This window comes from Micromonospora sp. NPDC050200 (assembly GCF_040656135.1).
Classification (GTDB): domain Bacteria; phylum Actinomycetota; class Actinomycetes; order Mycobacteriales; family Micromonosporaceae; genus Micromonospora.
On sequence record NZ_JBFALG010000025.1, the window covers coordinates 41774 to 60600 of the forward strand.

The 18827-nt window shown below is 73.2% G+C and carries 17 protein-coding genes; 11 read left to right on the plus strand and 6 right to left on the minus strand.

Going from position 1 to position 18827, the window contains the following annotated elements:
- Positions 1 to 93 precede the first annotated feature (93 nt).
- From AB0I41_RS18220 to AB0I41_RS18230, 3 genes are all read right to left on the minus strand, one after another.
- Positions 94 to 348: a Smr/MutS family protein gene (locus tag AB0I41_RS18220; RefSeq protein ID WP_030329768.1), complete on the minus strand. Its 255-nt coding sequence runs from the start codon at positions 346 to 348 to the stop codon at positions 94 to 96.
- Positions 349 to 458: 110 nt separating this feature from the next.
- On the minus strand, positions 459 to 827 hold the full coding sequence (locus AB0I41_RS18225) for a tetratricopeptide repeat protein (RefSeq protein WP_350798676.1): 369 nt from the start codon (positions 825 to 827) through the stop codon (positions 459 to 461).
- A 91-nt stretch (positions 828 to 918) separates the two neighbouring features.
- Positions 919 to 1689 carry an ROK family protein gene (locus tag AB0I41_RS18230; protein WP_357108529.1) on the minus strand — a complete coding sequence of 257 codons (771 nt, stop codon included), beginning with the start codon at positions 1687 to 1689 and terminating at the stop codon, positions 919 to 921.
- A 136-nt stretch (positions 1690 to 1825) separates the two neighbouring features.
- Between AB0I41_RS18230 and AB0I41_RS18235 the strand changes: the two genes are divergently transcribed.
- Genes AB0I41_RS18235 through AB0I41_RS18245 form a run of 3 tightly spaced genes read left to right on the plus strand, consistent with a single transcriptional unit; the run spans position 1826 to position 4605 of the window.
- Positions 1826 to 3463, plus strand: a complete 1638-nt coding sequence (locus AB0I41_RS18235) for an ABC-F family ATP-binding cassette domain-containing protein (RefSeq protein WP_357108532.1) — start codon at positions 1826 to 1828, stop codon at positions 3461 to 3463.
- Positions 3464 to 3501: 38 nt separating this feature from the next.
- Entirely contained in the window at positions 3502 to 3819 is a 318-nt protein-coding gene (locus AB0I41_RS18240; protein WP_357108536.1) for a hypothetical protein, read from the plus strand.
- Positions 3820 to 3879: 60 nt separating this feature from the next.
- Positions 3880 to 4605 (plus strand): methyltransferase domain-containing protein, encoded by a 726-nt coding sequence (locus AB0I41_RS18245; RefSeq protein ID WP_357108539.1) that lies wholly within the window; start codon positions 3880 to 3882, stop codon positions 4603 to 4605.
- A 16-nt stretch (positions 4606 to 4621) separates the two neighbouring features.
- On the opposite strand, the gene AB0I41_RS18250 is transcribed toward AB0I41_RS18245, so the two are convergent.
- A complete protein-coding gene (locus AB0I41_RS18250; RefSeq protein WP_357108542.1) occupies positions 4622 to 5629 on the minus strand; it encodes a LacI family DNA-binding transcriptional regulator in 1008 nt (335 codons plus the stop codon).
- Positions 5630 to 5774: 145 nt separating this feature from the next.
- On the opposite strand from AB0I41_RS18250, the gene AB0I41_RS18255 reads away from it, so the two are divergent.
- The 7 genes from AB0I41_RS18255 (at position 5775) to AB0I41_RS18285 (ending at position 14072) form a co-directional block, all read left to right on the plus strand.
- Positions 5775 to 7286 (plus strand): alpha-N-arabinofuranosidase, encoded by a 1512-nt coding sequence (locus tag AB0I41_RS18255; protein ID WP_357108544.1) that lies wholly within the window; start codon positions 5775 to 5777, stop codon positions 7284 to 7286.
- A gap of 40 nt (positions 7287 to 7326) precedes the next feature.
- Entirely contained in the window at positions 7327 to 8655 is a 1329-nt protein-coding gene (locus AB0I41_RS18260) for an ABC transporter substrate-binding protein (protein WP_357108547.1), read from the plus strand.
- Positions 8656 to 8661: 6 nt separating this feature from the next.
- The gene (locus tag AB0I41_RS18265) at positions 8662 to 9624 is read left to right on the plus strand and encodes a sugar ABC transporter permease (protein WP_357108550.1); all 963 of its coding nucleotides are present in this window, start codon (positions 8662 to 8664) and stop codon (positions 9622 to 9624) included.
- 10 nt (positions 9625 to 9634) lie between these two features.
- Entirely contained in the window at positions 9635 to 10459 is an 825-nt protein-coding gene (locus tag AB0I41_RS18270) for a carbohydrate ABC transporter permease (protein WP_357108552.1), read from the plus strand.
- The gene (locus AB0I41_RS18275; RefSeq protein ID WP_357108555.1) at positions 10456 to 11469 is read left to right on the plus strand and encodes a glycoside hydrolase family 43 protein; all 1014 of its coding nucleotides are present in this window, start codon (positions 10456 to 10458) and stop codon (positions 11467 to 11469) included. The genes AB0I41_RS18270 and AB0I41_RS18275 overlap by 4 nt, the downstream gene beginning before the upstream one ends.
- 228 nt (positions 11470 to 11697) lie before the next feature.
- The gene (locus AB0I41_RS18280; RefSeq protein ID WP_357108558.1) at positions 11698 to 13359 is read left to right on the plus strand and encodes a family 10 glycosylhydrolase; all 1662 of its coding nucleotides are present in this window, start codon (positions 11698 to 11700) and stop codon (positions 13357 to 13359) included.
- Between the two features lie 173 nt (positions 13360 to 13532).
- Positions 13533 to 14072: a phospholipase gene (locus tag AB0I41_RS18285; RefSeq protein ID WP_357108561.1), complete on the plus strand. Its 540-nt coding sequence runs from the start codon at positions 13533 to 13535 to the stop codon at positions 14070 to 14072.
- A 52-nt stretch (positions 14073 to 14124) separates the two neighbouring features.
- On the opposite strand, the gene AB0I41_RS18290 is transcribed toward AB0I41_RS18285, so the two are convergent.
- Positions 14125 to 16956 carry an adenylate/guanylate cyclase domain-containing protein gene (locus tag AB0I41_RS18290; RefSeq protein WP_357108564.1) on the minus strand — a complete coding sequence of 944 codons (2832 nt, stop codon included), beginning with the start codon at positions 16954 to 16956 and terminating at the stop codon, positions 14125 to 14127.
- 154 nt (positions 16957 to 17110) lie between these two features.
- Positions 17111 to 17332: a zinc ribbon domain-containing protein gene (locus AB0I41_RS18295; protein WP_357108567.1), complete on the minus strand. Its 222-nt coding sequence runs from the start codon at positions 17330 to 17332 to the stop codon at positions 17111 to 17113.
- A gap of 56 nt (positions 17333 to 17388) precedes the next feature.
- On the opposite strand from AB0I41_RS18295, the gene AB0I41_RS18300 reads away from it, so the two are divergent.
- Positions 17389 to 18822, plus strand: coding sequence for a lytic murein transglycosylase (locus AB0I41_RS18300; RefSeq protein WP_357108570.1), 1434 nt, complete (start codon positions 17389 to 17391; stop codon positions 18820 to 18822).
- Positions 18823 to 18827 lie beyond the last annotated feature (5 nt).

An 18827-nucleotide genomic window follows, 5' to 3' on the forward strand; every position in this document is an offset into this window, starting at 1 on the left:
GTACGGCGGAAGATGCCGGAAACCGGCGGAAGGCGTTTCAGCAGGTCAGCAGCCGCGCCGGGGATCGTGTGGGAGGTCGGGAAGCCGGGGCTCTTACTTCCAGCGGAAGTGGACAAACAGCCGGCCGAAGTTCTTCGAGTCCTTCTCGACCCGGTGGTAGAGCTGCTTGACGTCCTTCTGGTCGAGGAACCGCAGCACCCGCTTCTTGAGCTGGCCGGAGCCCTTGCCGGGGATGATCTCCACGAGGGTGGCCTTCTTCGCCACCGCCTCGTCCATGATCCCGCGCAGCGCCCGGTCGATGTCGTGGCCCTTGTTGAAGATCTCGTGCAGGTCCAGCTTCAGCTTCATGCCGCGCCCACCGCCAGGTCAGCTCCCATGCCCGCAATGGTAGGCGGGCCGGCGGCCGGCCTGCGGACACGCGTCGGGGCGGCCCCGCAGGGCCGCCCCGAGGATCGGCGTCAGCGACCGAGCCCGACCCGGGTCTCCACCCGGCGCAGCGCGGTCGCGTAGTCGTCGTTGGTCGAGTGCATCGCCGCGGCGATCCGCAGGTGCCGCAGCGCGTCCGCGTGCCGGTTCAGCCGCTCCAGCGTGCGGCCCAGCACGTGGTGCGCGTAGTGGTCGCTCGGGTCCCGCTCGACCAGCTCGCGCAGCTGCTCCTCGGCCCGGCTGAGCTGGGCCGACTGGAAGTACGCCCGGGCCAGCAGCTGGCGTACCGAGGAGTTGCCGGGCTCGGCCTCCACGATCGGCTCCAGCAGCCGGGCCGCTCCGGTCGGGTCACCCGCTTCGAAGAACATGGTCGCCCGCCGGTACTCCGCCAGAAGATCCATCCCGACCCACCTCCTCGTGTCGAGCCGCCTCTGGTCCGACGCTGGCACAACACCGGCCGGGCCGCGAGTGTTCCTCCGCCCGGAATCGCGCTCAGGGGGCCGGATCGTACCGGCCGGCGACCAGGTCCCAGGCCCGGACGCCGCCCACGATCCCGGCCGTGTTGGGGACGACCACGACATCCTCCCCCATTCGGGCCAGCTGCTCCGGCCGGATCAGCCGCGAGTTGCCCCCGCCCAGGTAGAGCCGGTCCCAGCGGAACACCGGCCGCAGCCCCTCCACCACCTGCCGGATCCGGCGGGACCAGAACGCGTCGCCGAGCCGGCGCCGCTCCGGCTCCCCCACGTACGTGTCGTAGGTGGTGCCCCAGCGGACCGGCGCGTGCGACAACTCCAGGTGCGGGGCGAGCAGCCCGCCGTCGAACAGTGCGCTGCCCAGCCCGGTGCCGAGGGTCAGCACCAGCTCGCAGCCGGTGCCGGCGACCACCCCGGCGCCGTGCACCTCGGCGTCGTTGAGCACCAGCGCCGGCACCCCGAAGGCGTCGGCGAGCGCGCTGCGGACGTCGTACCCGGACCATTCGGCGACCAGGTCCGCATCGACGCGGCTGCGCGGCCCGGAGCGGGTCACGTAGTGCGGGGTGGCCACCACCACGCCGTGCCGGATCATGCCGGGCATCCCGACGGTCACCCGGTCCGCTGCCGGCAGCCGCCCGCCGAGTTCCACCAGCGTCTTGACGAAGAGCGCCGGCGGCAGCGGGTACGGCGTGGGCACCCGCAACGCCCGCGCCCGCATCGTCCCGGCGGAGTCAAGAACGGACGCCTTGATCCCGCCACCGCCGCAGTCGATCGCCAGTGTCGTCACCACGGGAGTGAGTCTGCCTCGTCTCCCACGCCCGCGTCTCCCTCCCGTCGATCCAGGAGAAGTCGCGGTGAGTCGATCTCCGGGAACAGCGGTTTCCCCTGGATCGGCGCGGACGGGTGCGGGATAGGCTCGGCTCCTCATGAGCGCCACGCTGATCGTCAAGGACCTCGCCGCCGGGCACGGTGACCGGCTGCTCTTCTCCGACCTCGAACTCGTCGTCGCACCGGGTGACGTGGTGGGGCTGGTCGGGGTCAACGGGGCCGGCAAGTCCACGCTGCTGCGCACCCTGGCCGGGCTGCTGCCGGTGGAGCTGGGCAGCGTCTCGCTGAACCCGCCCACCGCCACCGTCGGCTACCTGCCGCAGGAGCCCGAGCGCCGGCCGGGCGAGGCGGTCCGCGACTTCCTGGCCCGGCGGACCGGGGTCACCGCGGCGCAGGCCGCGCTGGACGCGGCCACCGAGGCGCTGACCGCGGGCGGGCCCGGCGCGGACGACGCGTACGCGGAGGCGCTGGAGCGCTGGCTCGGTCTCGGCGGCGCCGACCTGGAGGAACGCGCGGAGCAGGTCGCCGCGGAGCTGGGGCTGACGGTCGACCTGGACCACCCGATGACCGGCCTCTCCGGCGGCCAGGCGGCCCGAGCCGGGCTGGCCTCGCTGCTGCTCAGCCGGTACGACGTCTTCCTGCTCGACGAGCCCACCAACGATCTGGACCTGGCCGGCCTGGAGCGGCTGGAGCGGTTCGTCACCGGGCTGCGCGCCGGCACGGTGCTGGTCAGCCACGACCGCGAGTTCCTGACCCGGACGGTGACCCGGGTGCTGGAGCTGGACCTGGTCCAGCAGCAGGTCCGGCACTACGGCGGCGGGTACGCGGCCTACCTGGAGGAACGGGAGGTGGCCCGCCGGCACGCCCGCGCCGACTACGAGGAGTACGCCGACACCCGATCGGCGCTGGAGGCCCGGGCCCGCACCCAGCGCGCCTGGATGGAGAAGGGCGTGAAGAACGCCCGGCGCAAGGCCACCGACAACGACAAGATCGGCCGCAAGTTCCGGGCCGAGTCGACCGAGAAGCAGGCGGCCAAGGCGAAGCAGACCGAGCGGCTGATCGAGCGGCTGGAGGTGGTCGACGAGCCGCGCAAGGAGTGGGAGCTGCGGATGGAGATCGCCGCCGCGCCCCGCGCCGGCGCGATCGTGGCCTCGCTGCGCGGCGCCGTGGTATGCCGGGGCGGCTTCACCCTCGGCCCGGTGGACCTCCAGGTCGACTGGGCGGACCGGGTGGCGATCACCGGGGCGAACGGCTCCGGCAAGAGCACTCTGCTCGCCGCGCTGCTGGGCCGGCTACCCCTGGACGCCGGGCACGCCACGCTCGGCCCGGGCGTGGTGGTCGGCGAGGTCGACCAGGCCCGGGGGCTCTTCCTCGGCGACCAGCCGCTGGTGGACGCGTTCGGCGCCGCCGTACCCGAGCTGGCCCCGGCGGACGTGCGAACGCTGCTGGCCAAGTTCGGCCTGCGCGCGGAGCACGTGCTGCGGCCGGCGGCGACCCTGTCCCCCGGCGAGCGGACCCGGGCGGCGCTGGCGCTGTTGCAGGGGCGCGGGGTGAACCTGCTGGTGCTGGACGAGCCGACCAACCACCTGGACCTGCCGGCGATCGAGCAGTTGGAGTCGGCGCTGGCCGGCTACCCGGGGACCCTGCTGCTGGTCACCCACGACCGGCGGATGCTGGACGCGGTGAGCGTCAACCGGCGGCTGCGGGTGGACGCCGGACGGATCGCCGAGGACTGATCCGTGCCGACCGGCGCGCGGCGGGTGAGAATGACCCCATGCTCAAGTGGGAGTACGCGCTGCTGGTGCGGCGGCGTCAGGCGGCCACCAACGACACCGGCTGGGAGGTCGTCTTCGTCTGGTACGGCCCGGACGGCTCGATGGTCGACGTCACGGCGTACGGCGACACCGCGCTGGCCCACCTGAACCGGGCCGGCGACCAGGGCTGGGAGCTGGTGGCGATGAGCGAGGACCCGTCGCTGCCGGGCAACAACGAGCTGCACCGCTACCACCTCAAGCGGCCGAAGGCCGCCGCCGCGCCGCGCCAGCGGATGCGGGGCGCCGGCCGGGCCGCCCGGCGCACCATTTCCGGCTGAACCGGGCACCGGCCACGCATACCGGGCGACGATGCGGGTAACGGCCGGCGGGAGGTGGTCATGGTCGCGCTGGCTCAGACGCCGCCCTCGGCCGAACGGCTGCGGGCGATCGACGGATTCCTCGCCGAGGCCTGGACCGACCAGGTCCGGCACGACGAACGGCTGCGGGGGCTCGCCGTGGACGTGCGGTTCGACCGGGGGGTCGCCCACCTGACCGGCGAGGTGGCCGAGCCGGACGAGCTGCGGCGGGTCCGCGACCTGGTCGGCCGGCTGGCCGGGGTGTACGGCGTCTGGTGCCGGGTCGGTGTGGGCGGCCGGGAGCCGGTGGTGGTGGACCTGGGCTGCGGCGGCCAGAAGCAGTACCCGAGCAACCTGGGGCTGGACATCTACCCGGCGCCCGGGGTGGACGCGGTGGCGGACCTGTCCGGCTCGCTGCCGCTGGCCGACGACTCGGTCGACGTCCTCTTCGCGGTGCACATCCTGGAGCACCTGATCGACTTCCTGCCGCTGGTGGACGAGTGCCACCGGGTGCTCCGCCCGGGTGGCGTGCTGCACGTGATGAGCCCCTGGTGGGGGCACGTCAACGCGGTCGCCGACCCGACCCACGTACGCCTGCTCGACGTGCAGACCGTCAAGGGCATCTGCGGGCAGCGCCCACCGGGCACCCCGCGCTGGTATCCGCTGCACGCCGGCTGCGACGGCGCCTCGATCTTCGCCGACCTGACCCCGCTCCCGCCCGACGCGACCCCACCCACGCCCTCTCACCTGGCCCGCTTCTTCGCCTGACCCGTCCCTCGCGGGGTCAGCGGGGGTGGGTGCTCTCGCGGGGGGCGAGGCGGTAGGGGGCGGTGAGGTCGCGGGGCGGGGTCTCGCGGTCGCCGTCGACACGGGCGGCCAGCAGCTCGACGGCGAGCCGGGCGATGCGCTCCTTGTCGGGCGCGATGGTGGTCAGGGTGGGCACGCTGAAGCGGCCGTCCTCGATGTCGTCGAAGCCGGCCACCGCGACGTCCTCGGGCACCCGCAGGCCGGCCTCGTGCAGGGCGCGCAGGGCGCCGAGGGCGAGCGTGTCGTTGAAGCAGAAGACGGCGTCGGGGCGTACCCCGGTGGTGAGCAGGTGGCGCATGGCGGCGGCGCCGTCCGCGCGGTGCCAGGCCGGCGCGGGCGCGACCAGGCTCTCGTCGTATCCGATGCCGGCGTCGGCGAGCGCGGCGGCGTAGCCGGCCAGACGCAGCCGGGCGCTGGCGCCCTCGGGGGTGCGCTGCGAACCGACGGCGGCGATCCGGCGCCGGCCGAGGCCGACGAGGTGGGCGGTGATCTCGCGGGCGGCGGCCACGTTGTCGATGCCCACGTGGTCGGCGGGGCCGTGGTCGACCCGTTCGCCGAGCAGCACCATCGGCGTGCCGTCGAGGCCGGCCAGGTCGTCGGCGGTGAGCGCGAGCGGGCTGAGGATCAGGCCGTCGATCAGGTGGTCGCCGATGCCGGCGGCGGCCACCCGCTCGCGCTCGGCCCCGCCGCCGGTCTGGTCGATCAGCACCGTCCAGCCGCGCTCGGCCGCGGCGGCGACGACGTGCCGGGCCAGCTCGGCGAAGTACGGGATGTCCAGCTCGGGCACGGCCAGCGCGATCACGCCGGTGCGCCCCTTGCGCAGGTTGCGGGCGGAGAGGTTGGGCCGGTAGTTGAGCTCGGCGATCGCCTCCTCCACCCGGGCCCGGGTGTCCGGCCGGACGTGCAGGTAGCCGTTGACCACGTTCGACACCGTCTTGACCGACACCCCGGCCCGCTCGGCCACGTCCTTGAGCCTGTGTCGCACCGGTCTCGTCCCTCCCCGTGGGGTCGTCGTCTCCGGACTCTATCGCGGGAAGCGCTCTTTACAACGTTGCTTACAACGTTGTAGAAACCTGTGGTACGGGCGTGACCACAGTCACCCCGGTACGACAGAGGAAAGGTGGCACCCCTTGCGCAACGCCCGGCTGACGATCGATCCGGCCTTCGCGATCGGCCCCGCCGACCGGCGGCTCTTCGGCTCCTTCGTCGAGCACATGGGGCGCTGCGTCTACGGCGGGGTCCACGAGCCCGGCCACCCCACCGCCGACCCGCGCGGGCTGCGCGGCGACGTGCTGGCGCTCACCCGCGAGCTGGGCGTCTCGGTGGTGCGCTACCCCGGCGGCAACTTCGTCTCCGGATACCGGTGGGAGGACGGCGTCGGCCCGGTCGGCGACCGCCCGCGCCGGCTCGACCTGGCCTGGAAGACCATCGAGACCAACGCCTTCGGGCTGGACGAGTTCATGACCTGGGCCGCCGAGGCCGACGTCGAGCCGATGATGGCGGTCAACCTCGGCACCCGGGGCGTGCAGGAGGCCTGCGACCTGCTGGAGTACGCCAACCACCCGGGCGGCACCCGGCTGTCGGACCTGCGCCGCAAGCACGGCGCGGAGAAGCCGTACGGGGTGCGGCTCTGGTGCCTCGGCAACGAGCTGGACGGTCCGTGGCAGGTCGGCCACAAGACCGCCGACGAGTACGGCCGGCTCGCCGCCGAGACCGCCCGGGCGATGAAGATGATCGACCCCTCGATCAGCCTGGTCGCCTGCGGCAGCTCCAACCGCCGGATGCCCACCTTCGCCTCCTGGGAGGCGACCGTGCTGGAGCACACCTACGAGCATGTCGACTACATCTCCGCGCACACCTACTACGACCCGTCCGACGGCGACCGGGCCAGCATCCTGGCCTCTGCGGTGGACATGGACAACTTCATCCGCGAGGTGGTCGCCACCGCCGACCACGTGGCCGCCAAGCAGCGGCACAGGCGCAAGCTCAAGGTCTCCTTCGACGAGTGGAACGTCTGGTACGAGTCCCGCCTCCGGGCCGACCTGGACCGGCGCGGCTGGGTCGAGGCGCCCGCGCTGATCGAGGACGACTTCACCGCGGTCGACGCGGTGGTCGTCGGCGACCTGCTGATCACCCTGCTCCGGCACGCCGACCGGGTCGGCGTCGCCTGCCAGGCGCAGCTGGCCAACGTGATCGCCCCGATCCGCACCCGGACCGGCGGGCCTGCCTGGCGGCAGAGCATCTTCCACCCGTTCGCCCTGACCGCCCGGTACGCCCGCGGCACCGTGCTGCGCACCGAGCCGGTCACGCCGGACTACGAGACGAAGCGGTACGGCGCGGTGCCGGTGCTGGACACCGTCGCGGTGCACGACGAGGAGTCCGGCGAGCTGGCCGTCTTCGCGGTCAACCGGGGCTCTACGGACCTGGACCTGCAGCTTGACCTGCGCGGCCTGCCAGGACTGTCCGGTCAACTGCACCTGAGCCTCGCCGCCGGGGACGATCCGGAGGCGATCAACACCGAGGCCGAGCCCGACCGGGTGACGCCTCGTGCACTGCCCACCCCCACCCCCGACGGCGGTCGGTGCTCCGTGCGCCTGCCCGCGGTCTCCTGGAACGTGCTGCGCTTCGCGTCCCGGCTCTGACCAGGGAAACTTTCATCCCGTCCCGCAAGGAGAGAACCGCATGATGCACAACGAATTGAGCCGGCGGCGCCTGCTCGGGCTCGGCGTGGGCCTCGGCGCGGCCGCCTCGCTGACCCTCGCCGGCTGCGGCGGCGGCAGCGCCAGCACCTCGACCGCCAGCGGCAACGGGGGCAAGGACTACACCGGCCCCAAGGTGTCGCTGAACCTGTGGAACGGCTTCACCGGCGGTGACGGCGACATCTTCAAGAAGCTGGTCGAGCAGTTCAACTCCGAGCACCAGAACATCGCGATCGCGGTGAACACGTACCGCTGGGAGGACTACTACAGCAAGCTCCCCGGCGCGGTCTCCAGCGGCTCGGGCCCGGACATCGCGGTCATGCACATGGACCAGCTGGCCACCTTCGCCGCCCGCGGCGTGATCACCGAGCTGGACGACGTGGCCAAGGCGCTGGAGCTCAGCGAGGGCGACTTCGCCCCGACCGTCTGGAAGGGCGGCCTCTACCACGACAAGCGGTACGGCATCCCGCTGGACATGCACCCGCTCGGCTTCTACTACAACAAGACCGTGATGCAGAAGGCCGGCCTGGACCCGAACAAGCCGCCGACCAACCGTGCGGAGTACACCGCCGCGCTGACCGAGCTGAAAAAATCCGGCGTGCAGGGCTTCTGGATCAGCCCGTTCCAGTTCACCGGCGGGATGACCTTCTACTCGCTGCTGCACCAGTGGGGCGGCACCCTCTTCGACGCCGACGTGGCCAGGGCGACCTTCAACTCCGACCCGGCCGTCGAGGCGTGCACCTGGCTGGTCGACCTGATCAAGCAGGGCCACTCCCCGGCCAACGTCGGCCAGGACGCCGACTACCTGGCACTCAAGAGCGGCAAGAACGCCTTCAACTGGAACGGCATCTGGCAGATCAACGACATCGCCAAGGACCCGAACGCGCAGATCGGCGTCGCGCCGCTGCCGCAGATCGGCAGTCAGCAGGCCGCCTGGGCCAACTCGCACAACTTCACCATCGTCAAGCAGCGCAGCGCGGACAACAACAAGATCTCCGGCGCCAAGGTGTTCATCAACTGGCTGAGCCAGCACTCGCTGGACTGGGCCAAGGGCGGCCAGGTGCCGGCCCGCAAGGCGGTCCGGGAGAGCGCCGAGTTCAAGGGCCTGAAGGACGTCTCCACGCTCGCCCCCGAGCTGGAGTACGCGGCCTTCCCGCCCGCCGCCCCCGGGCTCGGCGAGGTGATCAACACCTTCTACACCTCCTTCAACGAGGCGGCGCTGGGCAAGAAGTCGCCAAGGCAGGCCCTCGACGACGGGGTCGCCAAGGCGAACAAGCAGCTCGAGGACAACCGCAAGAAGTACGGGAGCTGATTCGGTGTGGCGGACGTGATCGAGGTCGGGGCGGCGCGCACGGACGCGCCGCCCCCGGCGGGGCGGAAATCCCGCGGGGGCGCAACGAGCCGGGGCAACCGTGCGACCCCGTACCTCTTCCTCGCGCCGTACCTGGTCCTCTTCGGCGTCTTCGGCCTGCTGCCGATCCTCTTCGGAATCTGGCTGAGCGTGCACCAGTGGGACCTCCAACTGCCCAACCGGCCCTTCGTCGGGCTGGACAACTACCGGGATCTCTTCGACAGCGAGTCGGCGATCTACGGGGACTGGTGGTCGAGCGTCCGGGCCACGGCGATCTTCACGGTCTTCTCGGTGCCGCTGCTGGTGGTGGTCCCGCTGGGGCTGGCGCTGCTGCTCAACAGGTCGTTCCCGGGGCGGACGTTCTTCCGGGCGGTCTACTTCGCCCCGTACGTGCTCGGGGTGGCGGTGATCGGCCTGCTCTGGCGCTTCCTGCTCGACGCCAACCTGGGCCTGGTCAACCGGCTGCTCGGCGCGGTCGGGCTGCCGTCGGACACCCCGTGGGTGACCGACGTGCCGTGGGCCTGGGTGTCGCTGGTCGGGGTGACCATCTGGTGGACCTCCGGGTTCAACGCGGTGATCTACCTGGCCGGCCTGCAGGACATCCCGGCCGAGCTCTACGAGGCGGCGAAGGTAGACGGCGCGAACGGCTGGGACCGGTTCCGCAACGTCACCCTGCCGGGGCTGCGCCCGGTCATGCTCTTCGTGCTGACCACCACGATCCTCGCCTCGGCGAACGTCTTCGGGCAGTCGTTCCTGATCACCCAGGGCGCGCCCGGCGAGCAGACCCGCACGGTGGTCTGGCGGATCGTGAACGAGGGGCTGCGGGACAACGACGCGGGCCGGGCAGCGGCGATGAGCATCGTCTTCGCGCTGGCGCTCGCGGTGATCAGCATCGTCAACTTCCGGTTCTTCCGGTACCGGGAAGACTGAGGGGCCGACCATGACGACTCTCCGCCGTTCCGCGCGCTACGCGGTCCTGGTGCTCCTCACCCTGGTGTTCCTGACCCCGCTGGTGTGGATGGCGGTCACCTCGCTGAAGACCTACGGCGACGCGCAGAAGCTCCCGCCGAGCTTCGTGCCCGATCCGTTCTCCACCTACGGCTACCGGCAGATCCTCGGCAACACCTCGAACCCGGTGCTGCGCTGGTTCGTCAACAGCATGCTGGCGGCCGCCCTGCACGCGCTGCTGGTGCTGGTGACCGCCTCGCTGGCCGCGTACGCGCTGGCCCGGCTGCGCTTCCGCGGCCGGGCGGTGGGCTTCGCGCTGATCGTGGGGACCCTGTTCATCCCACCCACCTCGCTGATCATCCCGAACTTCGTGATCGCCGACCGGCTCGGCTGGCTGGACACCCTGACCGTGGTGATCGTGCCCGGTGCGGCCAGCGCCTTCGGGGTGTTCTTCCTGCGGCAGTTCTTCCTCTCCATCCCGCGCGAACTGGAGGAGGCGGCGGTGCTGGACGGCGCCAACCACTGGGAGGTCTTCACCAGGGTGCTGCTGCCGCTGTCGAAGCCGGCCCTGGCCACCCTCGCGGTGCTGTCGTTCCTGACCAACTGGAACGACTTCCTCTGGCCGATCTACGTGCTGTTCAGCCCGGAGCGGCTGACCCTGCCGGCGGGGCTGGGCCTGCTCCAGGGCGCCTACGTCAGCGACTACCCGGTGATCATGGCGGGGGCGGTGCTGGCCAGCGTGCCGGTGCTGATCCTCTTCGTGCTGGCCCAGCGGCACATCATCCAGGGCGTCTCGCGCAGCGGCCTGAAGGGATGAGGGCCGGAGGTTCCCGGCGACGCGCCGCGGCGGCGGTCCTCGCCGCCGCGCTGCTCGTCGCCGGCTGCGGTGGAGAAACCCCTTCGAGTACGGGAGACGACGCCAGCATGTTCACCAACCCGGTGGTCCGCACCGACGCGCCCGACCCGCAGGTGATCCGGGTCGGCGACGAGTGGTGGCTGTTCCACACCAACAGCGGCGAGCGCAACGTCCCGGTGCTGCGCTCGGCCGACCTGGTCGACTGGACCGAGGCCGGCGACGCCCTGCCGGAGCTGCCCGACTGGGCGGACCCGGGGAAGACCTGGGCGCCGGAGGCGATCCAGCTCGCCCCGGACCGGTTCCTGCTCTACTACACGGTCGCCGGGCGCGCGTCGGGCCGGCAGTGCGTGGGGCGGGCGGTGGCGAGCAGCCCGCAGGGCCCGTACCGGGACGACTCGACCGAGCCGTTCATCTGTCAGGCGGAGCTGGGCGGGGCGATCGACGCCAGCCCGTACCGGGACACCGACGGCAGCCTCTGGCTGCTGTGGAAGAACGACGGCAACGCGATCGGGGTGGACACCTGGCTCTGGTCGCAGCGCCTCTCCGAGGACGGGCTGCGGCTGGTGGGCGAGCCGACGAAGCTGCTGAAGCAGACCGAGCCCTGGGAGGGCGCCCTGATCGAGGGCCCGTTCTTCCACCGGCACGACGGGAAGCTGCACCTCTTCTTCGCCGCCAACGCCTACGACCGGGCCGAGTACGCCGAGGGCTACGCGGTCTGCGAGAGCCCCACCGGCCCGTGCGTGAAGGCCGCGGAGAACCCGATCCTGCGGACCAACGCCGTCGCGTCCGGCCCCGGCCACGCCTCGACGGTGGTCAAGGACGGCCGGACCTGGCTGGTCTATCACGCCTGGCCGCCCGGACAGGAGGGCACCACCGACCCCGGCCGCCAGGTCTGGCTCGACGAGGTCACCTGGGAAGACGGCAAGCCGGTCGTCCAGGGCCCCACCGGCAAGCCCCAGCCGAAGCCCTGACCACTTCACGGGCCGATCGGGCGCTGACCACTCGTGTGGGGCGGGTCACGGTCCGCGCGGCGAGCCGCGTCGCCCCCGGGCTGGCCGGCCGGCAATTCGGACATCCGGGGTCGGACCCTTGCGCGAAGCCCACCAGGTGTGAAAATTTCCTACCAGCGGTAGATAGCTGATGGCGAATCTTGCCATGGACGCCGCGACAACCGGGAGCCCGACGAAGGGACACACCGCATGAAGGCAACTCGGCTCCGAGCCGCCGGGCTGGCCGTGGCACTGCTCGGCGCGCTGGTCGCCGGCACGCCCGCGAGCGCCGCTCCGGACACGGCCGCCACCGGATCCACCACCGACTGCAGCACCGACCCGGCCACCCCCAAGCGGCAGTTCCGGGCCATGTGGATCGCATCGGTGACGAACATCGACTGGCCCAGCAAGGCGTCCCAGACCGCGCCCGACCAGGTCGCCAAGCAGAAGGCGGAGTACCTGGGCTGGCTCGACCTGGCGCAGCAGCTCAACCACAACGCGGTGGTCGTCCAGGTCCGGCCGACCGCCGACGCGTTCTGGCCCTCGCCGTACGAGCCGTGGTCGGAGTACCTGACCGGGGTGCGCGGCCAGGACCCGGGCTGGGACCCGCTGAGGTTCCTCGTCACCGAGTCGCACAAGCGGAACCTGGAGTTCCACGCCTGGTTCAACCCGTACCGGGTCTCCATGCCGGCCCCGGGCGGCGCCGGCGCGGACCTCGCCAAGCTCGCGCCGAACCACCCGGCGCGGCAGCACCCGGAGTGGACCTTCGCCTACCCGCCGGCCAACGTGGCCGGCAGCCGGCTCTACTACAACCCCGGCATCCCGGAGGTCCGCGAGTTCGTCCAGACCGCGATGATGGACGCGGTCAACCGGTACGACATCGACGGCGTGCACTTCGACGACTACTTCTACCCGTACCCGAGCGGCACCCACCAGGTGCCGGACGACGCCACCTTCGCGGCGTACAACCGGGGCTTCACCGACCGGGCCGACTGGCGGCGGGACAACATCAACCTGCTGGTCCAGGAGATGAACGGCAAGATCAAGGCGGCCAAGCCGTGGGTGAAGTTCGGCGTCAGCCCGTTCGGCATCTGGCGGAACAAGTCCGCCGACCCGCTGGGTTCGGACACCACCGGCAGCCAGTCGTACGACATCATCTCCGCCGACACCCGGACCTGGGTCAAGCAGGAGTGGATCGACTACGTGGTGCCGCAGCTCTACTGGTACATCGGCCAGTACCCGGCCGCCGACTACGCCCGGCTCGTGCCGTGGTGGGCCGAGACGGTGCGCGGCACCCGGGTGCAGCTCTACGTCGGCCAGGCCGACTACAAGAGCGGTGAGGCGGCGTACGGGCCGTACTGGCAGAACCCGCGCGAGCTGTCCGACCACCTGACGCTCAACCGGTCGTACCCGGAGGTGCTCGGCAACGTGCACTTCTCGGCCGTGCAGGTGAGGGCCAACCGGCTCGGCGCCACCGACAACTACGCCGCCGAGCACTACTCCCGGCCGGCGCTGGTGCCGGCGATGCCGCACCTGCCCGCCCAGCCGCTGCCGCAGCCGGTGGTCACGCAGGCGGAGCGCTCGGCGGACGGCGTGCGGTTGAGCTGGCGGCAGCCGGCCGACGGCCGGGGTCCGTTCGGCGACGCCACCTCGTACGCGGTCTACCGGTTCGACGGGGACGAGCCGGTGGACGCCTGCGCCTTCGCCGACGCGTCCTACCTGGTCGGCACCCTCCGGGCCGACGACGCCACCGCCGTGCAGTCCTTCCTGGACGCCACGGCGCAGCCGGGACGGACGTACACGTACCACGTGACCGCGCTGGACCGGCTCTGGAACGAGAGCCCGGCCAGCCCCGCGCGGGTGGTGCGCTGACGCAGCCGCGAATGCCCCGGGCGGTCACCGCCCGGGGCATTCGTCTGTTTCAACGTCTGTCATCAATAGTTCGCGCCGGTCACACATCGAGGTACGGCAATTCGTCGAGACTGTTCCGACACCCGGTGATCCACCGGTCACCGGCCGTACGTGACTCCCGCGGAGGAACCCGAATGCCCAGACGACTCGCCACCCTCTTCGCCGCCGGCGCGTTCGCGCTGCTCGCCGTGCTCGGCGTGAGCTCGCCCGCGTTCGCGGTGACCACGACGCAGAAGCTCTCGGTGCTGTCCAGCTGGACACAGACCAGCGCGACCAGCTACAACGCCTGGAACTCCGCCCGGCTGAACAAGGGCGCCTGGGCCGACTACAACTTCGACTGGTCCACCGACTACTGCTCGTCCAGCCCGGACAACCCGCTCGGGTTCAACTTCACCCTCTCCTGCGCCCGGCACGACTTCGGGTACCGCAACTACAAGGCGATGGGCCAGTTCTCGGCCAACAAGTCCCGCCTCGACAGCGCCTTCTACGAGGACCTGAAGCGGGTCTGCGCCACGTACAACGTCGTCGTCCGACCGGCCTGCTACAGCCTGGCCTGGACGTACTACCAGGCGGTCAGCGTCTTCGGCTCCGTCGCCGCCGTCCAGCAGTCCGACATCGACCGGGCCGCCCGGATCAAGGCCGACGCCGAGCGTCGCGCCGCCCTGCGCGGCTGATCCCGCCGCGACCGACGCTGCCGGGCGCCCCCGACCGGGGCGCCCGGCGCCGTCAGGCCCGCTCCCGGCGGTCCAGCTCCGGCCGGCCGGGGCCGCCCTGCCGGGGCGCGGTCGCCCCGGCGGCGCCGAACCGGATCGAGTCCGCCCCCAGGTCGGGGCGCTCCACCGCCAGCGCCAGCGCCGCCGCCTCCTCCAGACCCAGCTCAGCCCCCTCGCCGTACGCGGCCTCGAAGGCCGCGTCACCGAGCACCCGGCGCAGCTCGGCCTGCCGCTCCAGCCAGTAGGGGCCGCAGATACCCGGGGTGGCCCGCAGCTGCGCCCGGGTCGCCTGCGCCGCGCCGAAGAGCCGGGCGGCGGCGGCCGGCTTCCCGTCGGCGGCGCAGCACACCGCCACCGCGTTGACCGTGTCGCAGGCCCGGCCGTGGTAGCCGTGGCTCATCCGGGACCGGAGCGCCACCAGCAGGTGCTCGTGCGCGGCGACCAGGTCGCCCCGGGCCAGGGCGACCATGCCGAGCAGCATGTCCACCGACCGCCGACCCCGCTCGACCGGCCGGGCCGCCTCCACCGGGCGGGCCGCGCCGAGCAGCTCCGCCGCCTCGTCCAGCGCGCCGCGCCGCCACAGCAGCTCGGTCAGGTTGTAGACGGCGAAGAGCGCATCGCCGGTCACCTGCTGCTCCTGCGCCCAGTCGATGACCTCCCGGCAGACCCGCTCCGCCTCGGCGAACTGCCCCATGTCGACCAGCGGCGCGGCCCGCCCGGCGAGCACCCGGACGAGCAGCCCGGCGTCACCGGCCTGCCGGGCCGCCGCCTCCGCCCGCTGCGAGTAGCGCAGTTCCTCGGCGAACTCGCCGTCCGCGCCGGCGTGCAACGAGTGCAGGTGGTACGCCGCCGCCAGCTCCGCCTCCGGGATCACCTCGCCGGTCTCGGCGATCCGCCCGTACAGCCGGAACAGCCAGAGCCGCGCCTCCCGGGACAGCCCCCGCTCCCGCCACCACTGGTCCAGCCCACCGGCCAGCCGCAACCCGGCCCGGGCACCGCCCCCGGTGGCGCACCAGCGCAGGGCGGCCCGCAGCTCCCCGGCGAGCGGGTCGAGTGCGTACAGCGAGAGGGTCACCGGCCGCCCGTCCGGCCCCAGGTGGGCCCGCTCCAGCGCGTGCGCCGACCAGGCGACGTGCCGGTCCCGCGCGGCCTGCTCCTCGCCGGTCTCCACCAGCCGGCGGGCCGCGTACGCCCGGATCGGGTCGAGCATCCGGTAGGTGCTGCCCGAGGCGCGCGGCTCGGCCAGCACCATCGACTTGTCCACCAGCACCGACAGCGGGTCGAGCGGGTCGTCGTCGAGCAGCCACTCCACGGTGGACAGCTCCACCGGGCCGGCGAAGACCGCCAGCCGGCGCAGCAGCCGGGAGGCGCGCGGCCCCAACGTCCGGTACGACCAGGTGACCGTCGCCTGCATGGTGAGGTGCCGCTCGACGGCGGAGCGCTGCACCGCCCGGTGCACCGGGGACGGGGGCACACCCCCGGCCGACGCGGCGACCAGGTCCACGGTGTCCTGCTGGTTGCCCGTCCAGCCCTGGTCCGCCGGCGGATCCGGCTCGGCCCGCCCCGCGTCGAGGGTGCCGAGCACGTCGTCGAGGCGGGCGGCGAGCTGGCCGGCGGAGAGCACCCGGAGCCGGGCGGCGGCCAGCTCGATCGCCAGCGGCAGTCCGTCCAGCCGCTGCACCACCCGGCGCAGGTCACCGGCCTCCGCCCAGTCCGGCGACCGGCCGCCCCGGGCCGCCGACGTCCGGTCGAGCAGCAGCGCCACCGCGTCGCTCTCGGTACGCCCCGGCTGCGGGTCCACCGAGAGCGGCGGGATGCGCCAGACCACCTCGCCGGGCAGGCCGAACGACTCCCGGCTGGTGGCCAGCACCCGCACCCCGACCCCGCCGGCGAGCAGCCGGGAGATCCCCTCGGCGCAGGCGGCGGGCTGGGCGTCGCAGGTGTCCAGCACCACCAGCATCCGCCGGGCGGCGGCGTACTCGACCAGGGTGTCCAGCATCGGACGGCCCGGCTCGGGGCGCAGCCCGAGCACCGCGGCGACCGCGAACGCCACCAGACCCGGGTCGGTGACCGTGGCGATGTCGACGAACCACACCCCGTCCGGGTGCGCCTCAACCATCCCGGAGGCCAGCTCCACGGCCATCCGGGTCTTGCCGGCGCCCCCCGCGCCGAGCACGGTGACCAGCCGGTGCCGGCGGACCAGCAGGTCCAGCTCCGCCCGCTCGGTCTCCCGGCCGATGAAGGAGGTGACCTGGGTAGGCAGGTTGTGGGCCACCGCGTCGGCGGTGCGCGGCCGGGGGAACTGCCGTTCCAGTCCGGACGCGACCAGCTGGAAGAGCCGCTCCCGGTCGTCGAAGCCGCGCAGCCGGTGCAGGCCGAGGTCGAGCAGGGACGCGCCGCACGGCAGCGGGTCGGCGTGCCGGGCGGTCGACGCCGAGCAGAGCACCTGCCCGCCGTGTGCGGCGGCGGCCACCCGGGCGGCCCGGTGCACCTCGGGGCTGGCGTACTCGCCGTCACGCGGCTCCGCGTAGCCGGTGTGCAGTCCCATCCGGACCCGGGGGGTGGCCTCCGGAGTGGGCCAGTCGTGGGTGGACAGCGCCCGCTGCGCGGTCAGGCAGGCGGTCAGCGCCGCCGCCGCGTCGGGAAAGGCGAGGAAGAACGAGTCGCCCTCGGTCAGCAGCTCCGCGCCGTCGGTGCCGGCGAGGGTGTCCCGGAGCAGCCGGCGGTGCTCCCGCAGCACGGGGCGGTAGCCCGACCCGAGCAGCTGGGCCAGCCGGGTCGAACCCTCGATGTCGGTGAACACGAAGGTCACCCACCCGCTCGGGAGGTGGATCCGTGGCGACATGCGTGGAACCTCCGCCCCTGACGTCGGCTTCATGCTGCCCTATGGTCGGGCCGTCACGCATCGTGAGAACGGACGGACGGCGTCCGACCCAAGGTGCCGTCACCACCGGTCACCGGCACGGTCCGCGCCGCCGAAGGGGCCGGGGCCGGGCCGCTCAGCAGCAGCCGCCACCGCCGCAGCAGCCGCCGGCCGGCGCCGCCGGGGCGCCGCCCACCGGGCCACCGCCGCTCCGGCCGGTCACCGCGACGGTGGAGAGCAGCTTGACCGTGTCGGCGTGCCCCTGGGGGCAGGACGCCGGTTCACCGGCCCGGGCCATCGGGCGGTTGACCTCGAAGGTGTCGCCGCAGGCGCGGCAGCGGAACTCGTACCGGGGCATGCTCCCAGCGTACGACCGGGCCTGACGTCCGCGCGGAGATGGGTGATACTCGACGGGTGGTGAGCGGCGAGGAACGATCGACGGTGCGGCCCCTGCGACCGGCGACGCCGCCCGACGGGCCGCTCGCCGGCTCCGGCGCCGCGCCCGACCCGGCCCCGGTCCCCCGTCCCCGCCGCCCCTTCGTCGCCCGGCTGCGGGCCGCCGCCGAGCCGTCGACCACGACCGCCGCCGGCACCGGGATCGGGACGGACACTCCGGCCACCGTGGAGCCGACCGACGGTGGCGCTGTGGTGCCGTCCGTAGCCTCGGCCGCCACCGACGGAGCCGCCACCGACGGGGCCGCCGGCACCGGGGCGAAGTCCGACGCCGACCCGACGGCGGTCGAGAGCACGGCTGGCACGGCGCAGGCCGACCCGACCCCGGCTGGGAGCACCGCCGACGCGGCGCAGACCCCGGCCGGAGGCACCGCCGGCGCCGCCCAGACCGAGCCGGGGGCGGACGGCGCGGCAGGGTCCGGGGCGACGAAGGTCGACGCGGCGGGCGGGGACCGGCCGGGACGGCGGCGGGTGCCGTTCGCGCACGCCGTCCGGCTCCCACGGCCCCGGCAGGCGGTGGTCGGCGCGGCCCGGGCCACCCGGGCCTGGTCCCGACGCCCGAGCGGCCGGCTGACCCTGCCCGGGGTGTTCCTCTTCGCGCTGGTCGCCGCCACCGCGGCGGTGGGCGCCGTGGTGGTCCCGTCGGCCGTCCGGTCGCCGAAGCCGGTCGCCGTGGACGAGACCGAGGGCGCCGTCGCCGTACCCGCGCCGGGTGCGCTGCCCGGCGCGACCGCGGTACCCGGCGGGACCGCGCTGCCGTCCACCACCGCGCCGCCCGGCGGCGTGTCGCCGACCGGTCCGGTCGCCGCGCCCACCACCGGACGCCCGGCGGACGCCCTGGCCGGCTGGGCACAGACCACCGGCGCGCGGGTCGGCATCTCGCCGGTGGCCATGCAGGCGTACGGCTACGCCGAGCTGGTGCTCGCCGAGACCAACCGGAGCTGCCAGCTGAGCTGGACCACGCTCGCCGCGATCGGGTACGTCGAGTCCCGGCACGGGCAGGCCAACGGCGCCAGCCTCCAGTCCACCGGCCGGGCCGAGCCGGAGATCATCGGCGATCCGCTCGACGGGCAGGGCGGCCGGTCCCGGATCACCGACACCGACCGGGGGCTCTTCGACCGGGACACCGTCTACGACCGGGCCATCGGGCCGATGCAGTTCATCCCGACCACCTGGCAGGAGATCGGCGTCGACGCCGACAACGACGGCCGCAAGGACCCCCACGACCTGGACGACGCGGCGCTCGCCGCCGCACGCTATCTCTGCAAGGGCGGCCGGAACATGACCGTCCCGGGCGACTGGTGGGGCGCCATCCTCTCCTACAACGACGTGCGCCGCTACGCGCAGGACGTCTTCGACAAGGCCAACCAGTACGGGGTGGCCAGCCGTACGTGAAGTGA

Bases quoted from the DNA above. Each gene is read 5' to 3' on its own strand.
- AB0I41_RS18220 (WP_030329768.1), bottom strand. From the start codon at position 348: ATGAAGCTGAAGCTGGACCTGCACGAGATCTTCAACAAGGGCCACGAC.
- AB0I41_RS18225 (WP_350798676.1), bottom strand. From the start codon at position 827: ATGGATCTTCTGGCGGAGTACCGGCGGGCGACCATGTTCTTCGAAGCG.
- AB0I41_RS18235 (WP_357108532.1), top strand. From the start codon at position 1,826: ATGAGCGCCACGCTGATCGTCAAGGACCTCGCCGCCGGGCACGGTGAC.
- AB0I41_RS18240 (WP_357108536.1), top strand. From the start codon at position 3,502: ATGCTCAAGTGGGAGTACGCGCTGCTGGTGCGGCGGCGTCAGGCGGCC.
- AB0I41_RS18245 (WP_357108539.1), top strand. From the start codon at position 3,880: ATGGTCGCGCTGGCTCAGACGCCGCCCTCGGCCGAACGGCTGCGGGCG.
- AB0I41_RS18260 (WP_357108547.1), top strand. From the start codon at position 7,327: ATGATGCACAACGAATTGAGCCGGCGGCGCCTGCTCGGGCTCGGCGTG.
- AB0I41_RS18270 (WP_357108552.1), top strand. From the start codon at position 9,635: ATGACGACTCTCCGCCGTTCCGCGCGCTACGCGGTCCTGGTGCTCCTC.
- AB0I41_RS18275 (WP_357108555.1), top strand. From the start codon at position 10,456: ATGAGGGCCGGAGGTTCCCGGCGACGCGCCGCGGCGGCGGTCCTCGCC.
- AB0I41_RS18280 (WP_357108558.1), top strand. From the start codon at position 11,698: ATGAAGGCAACTCGGCTCCGAGCCGCCGGGCTGGCCGTGGCACTGCTC.
- AB0I41_RS18285 (WP_357108561.1), top strand. From the start codon at position 13,533: ATGCCCAGACGACTCGCCACCCTCTTCGCCGCCGGCGCGTTCGCGCTG.
- AB0I41_RS18290 (WP_357108564.1), bottom strand. From the start codon at position 16,956: ATGTCGCCACGGATCCACCTCCCGAGCGGGTGGGTGACCTTCGTGTTC.
- AB0I41_RS18295 (WP_357108567.1), bottom strand. From the start codon at position 17,332: ATGCCCCGGTACGAGTTCCGCTGCCGCGCCTGCGGCGACACCTTCGAG.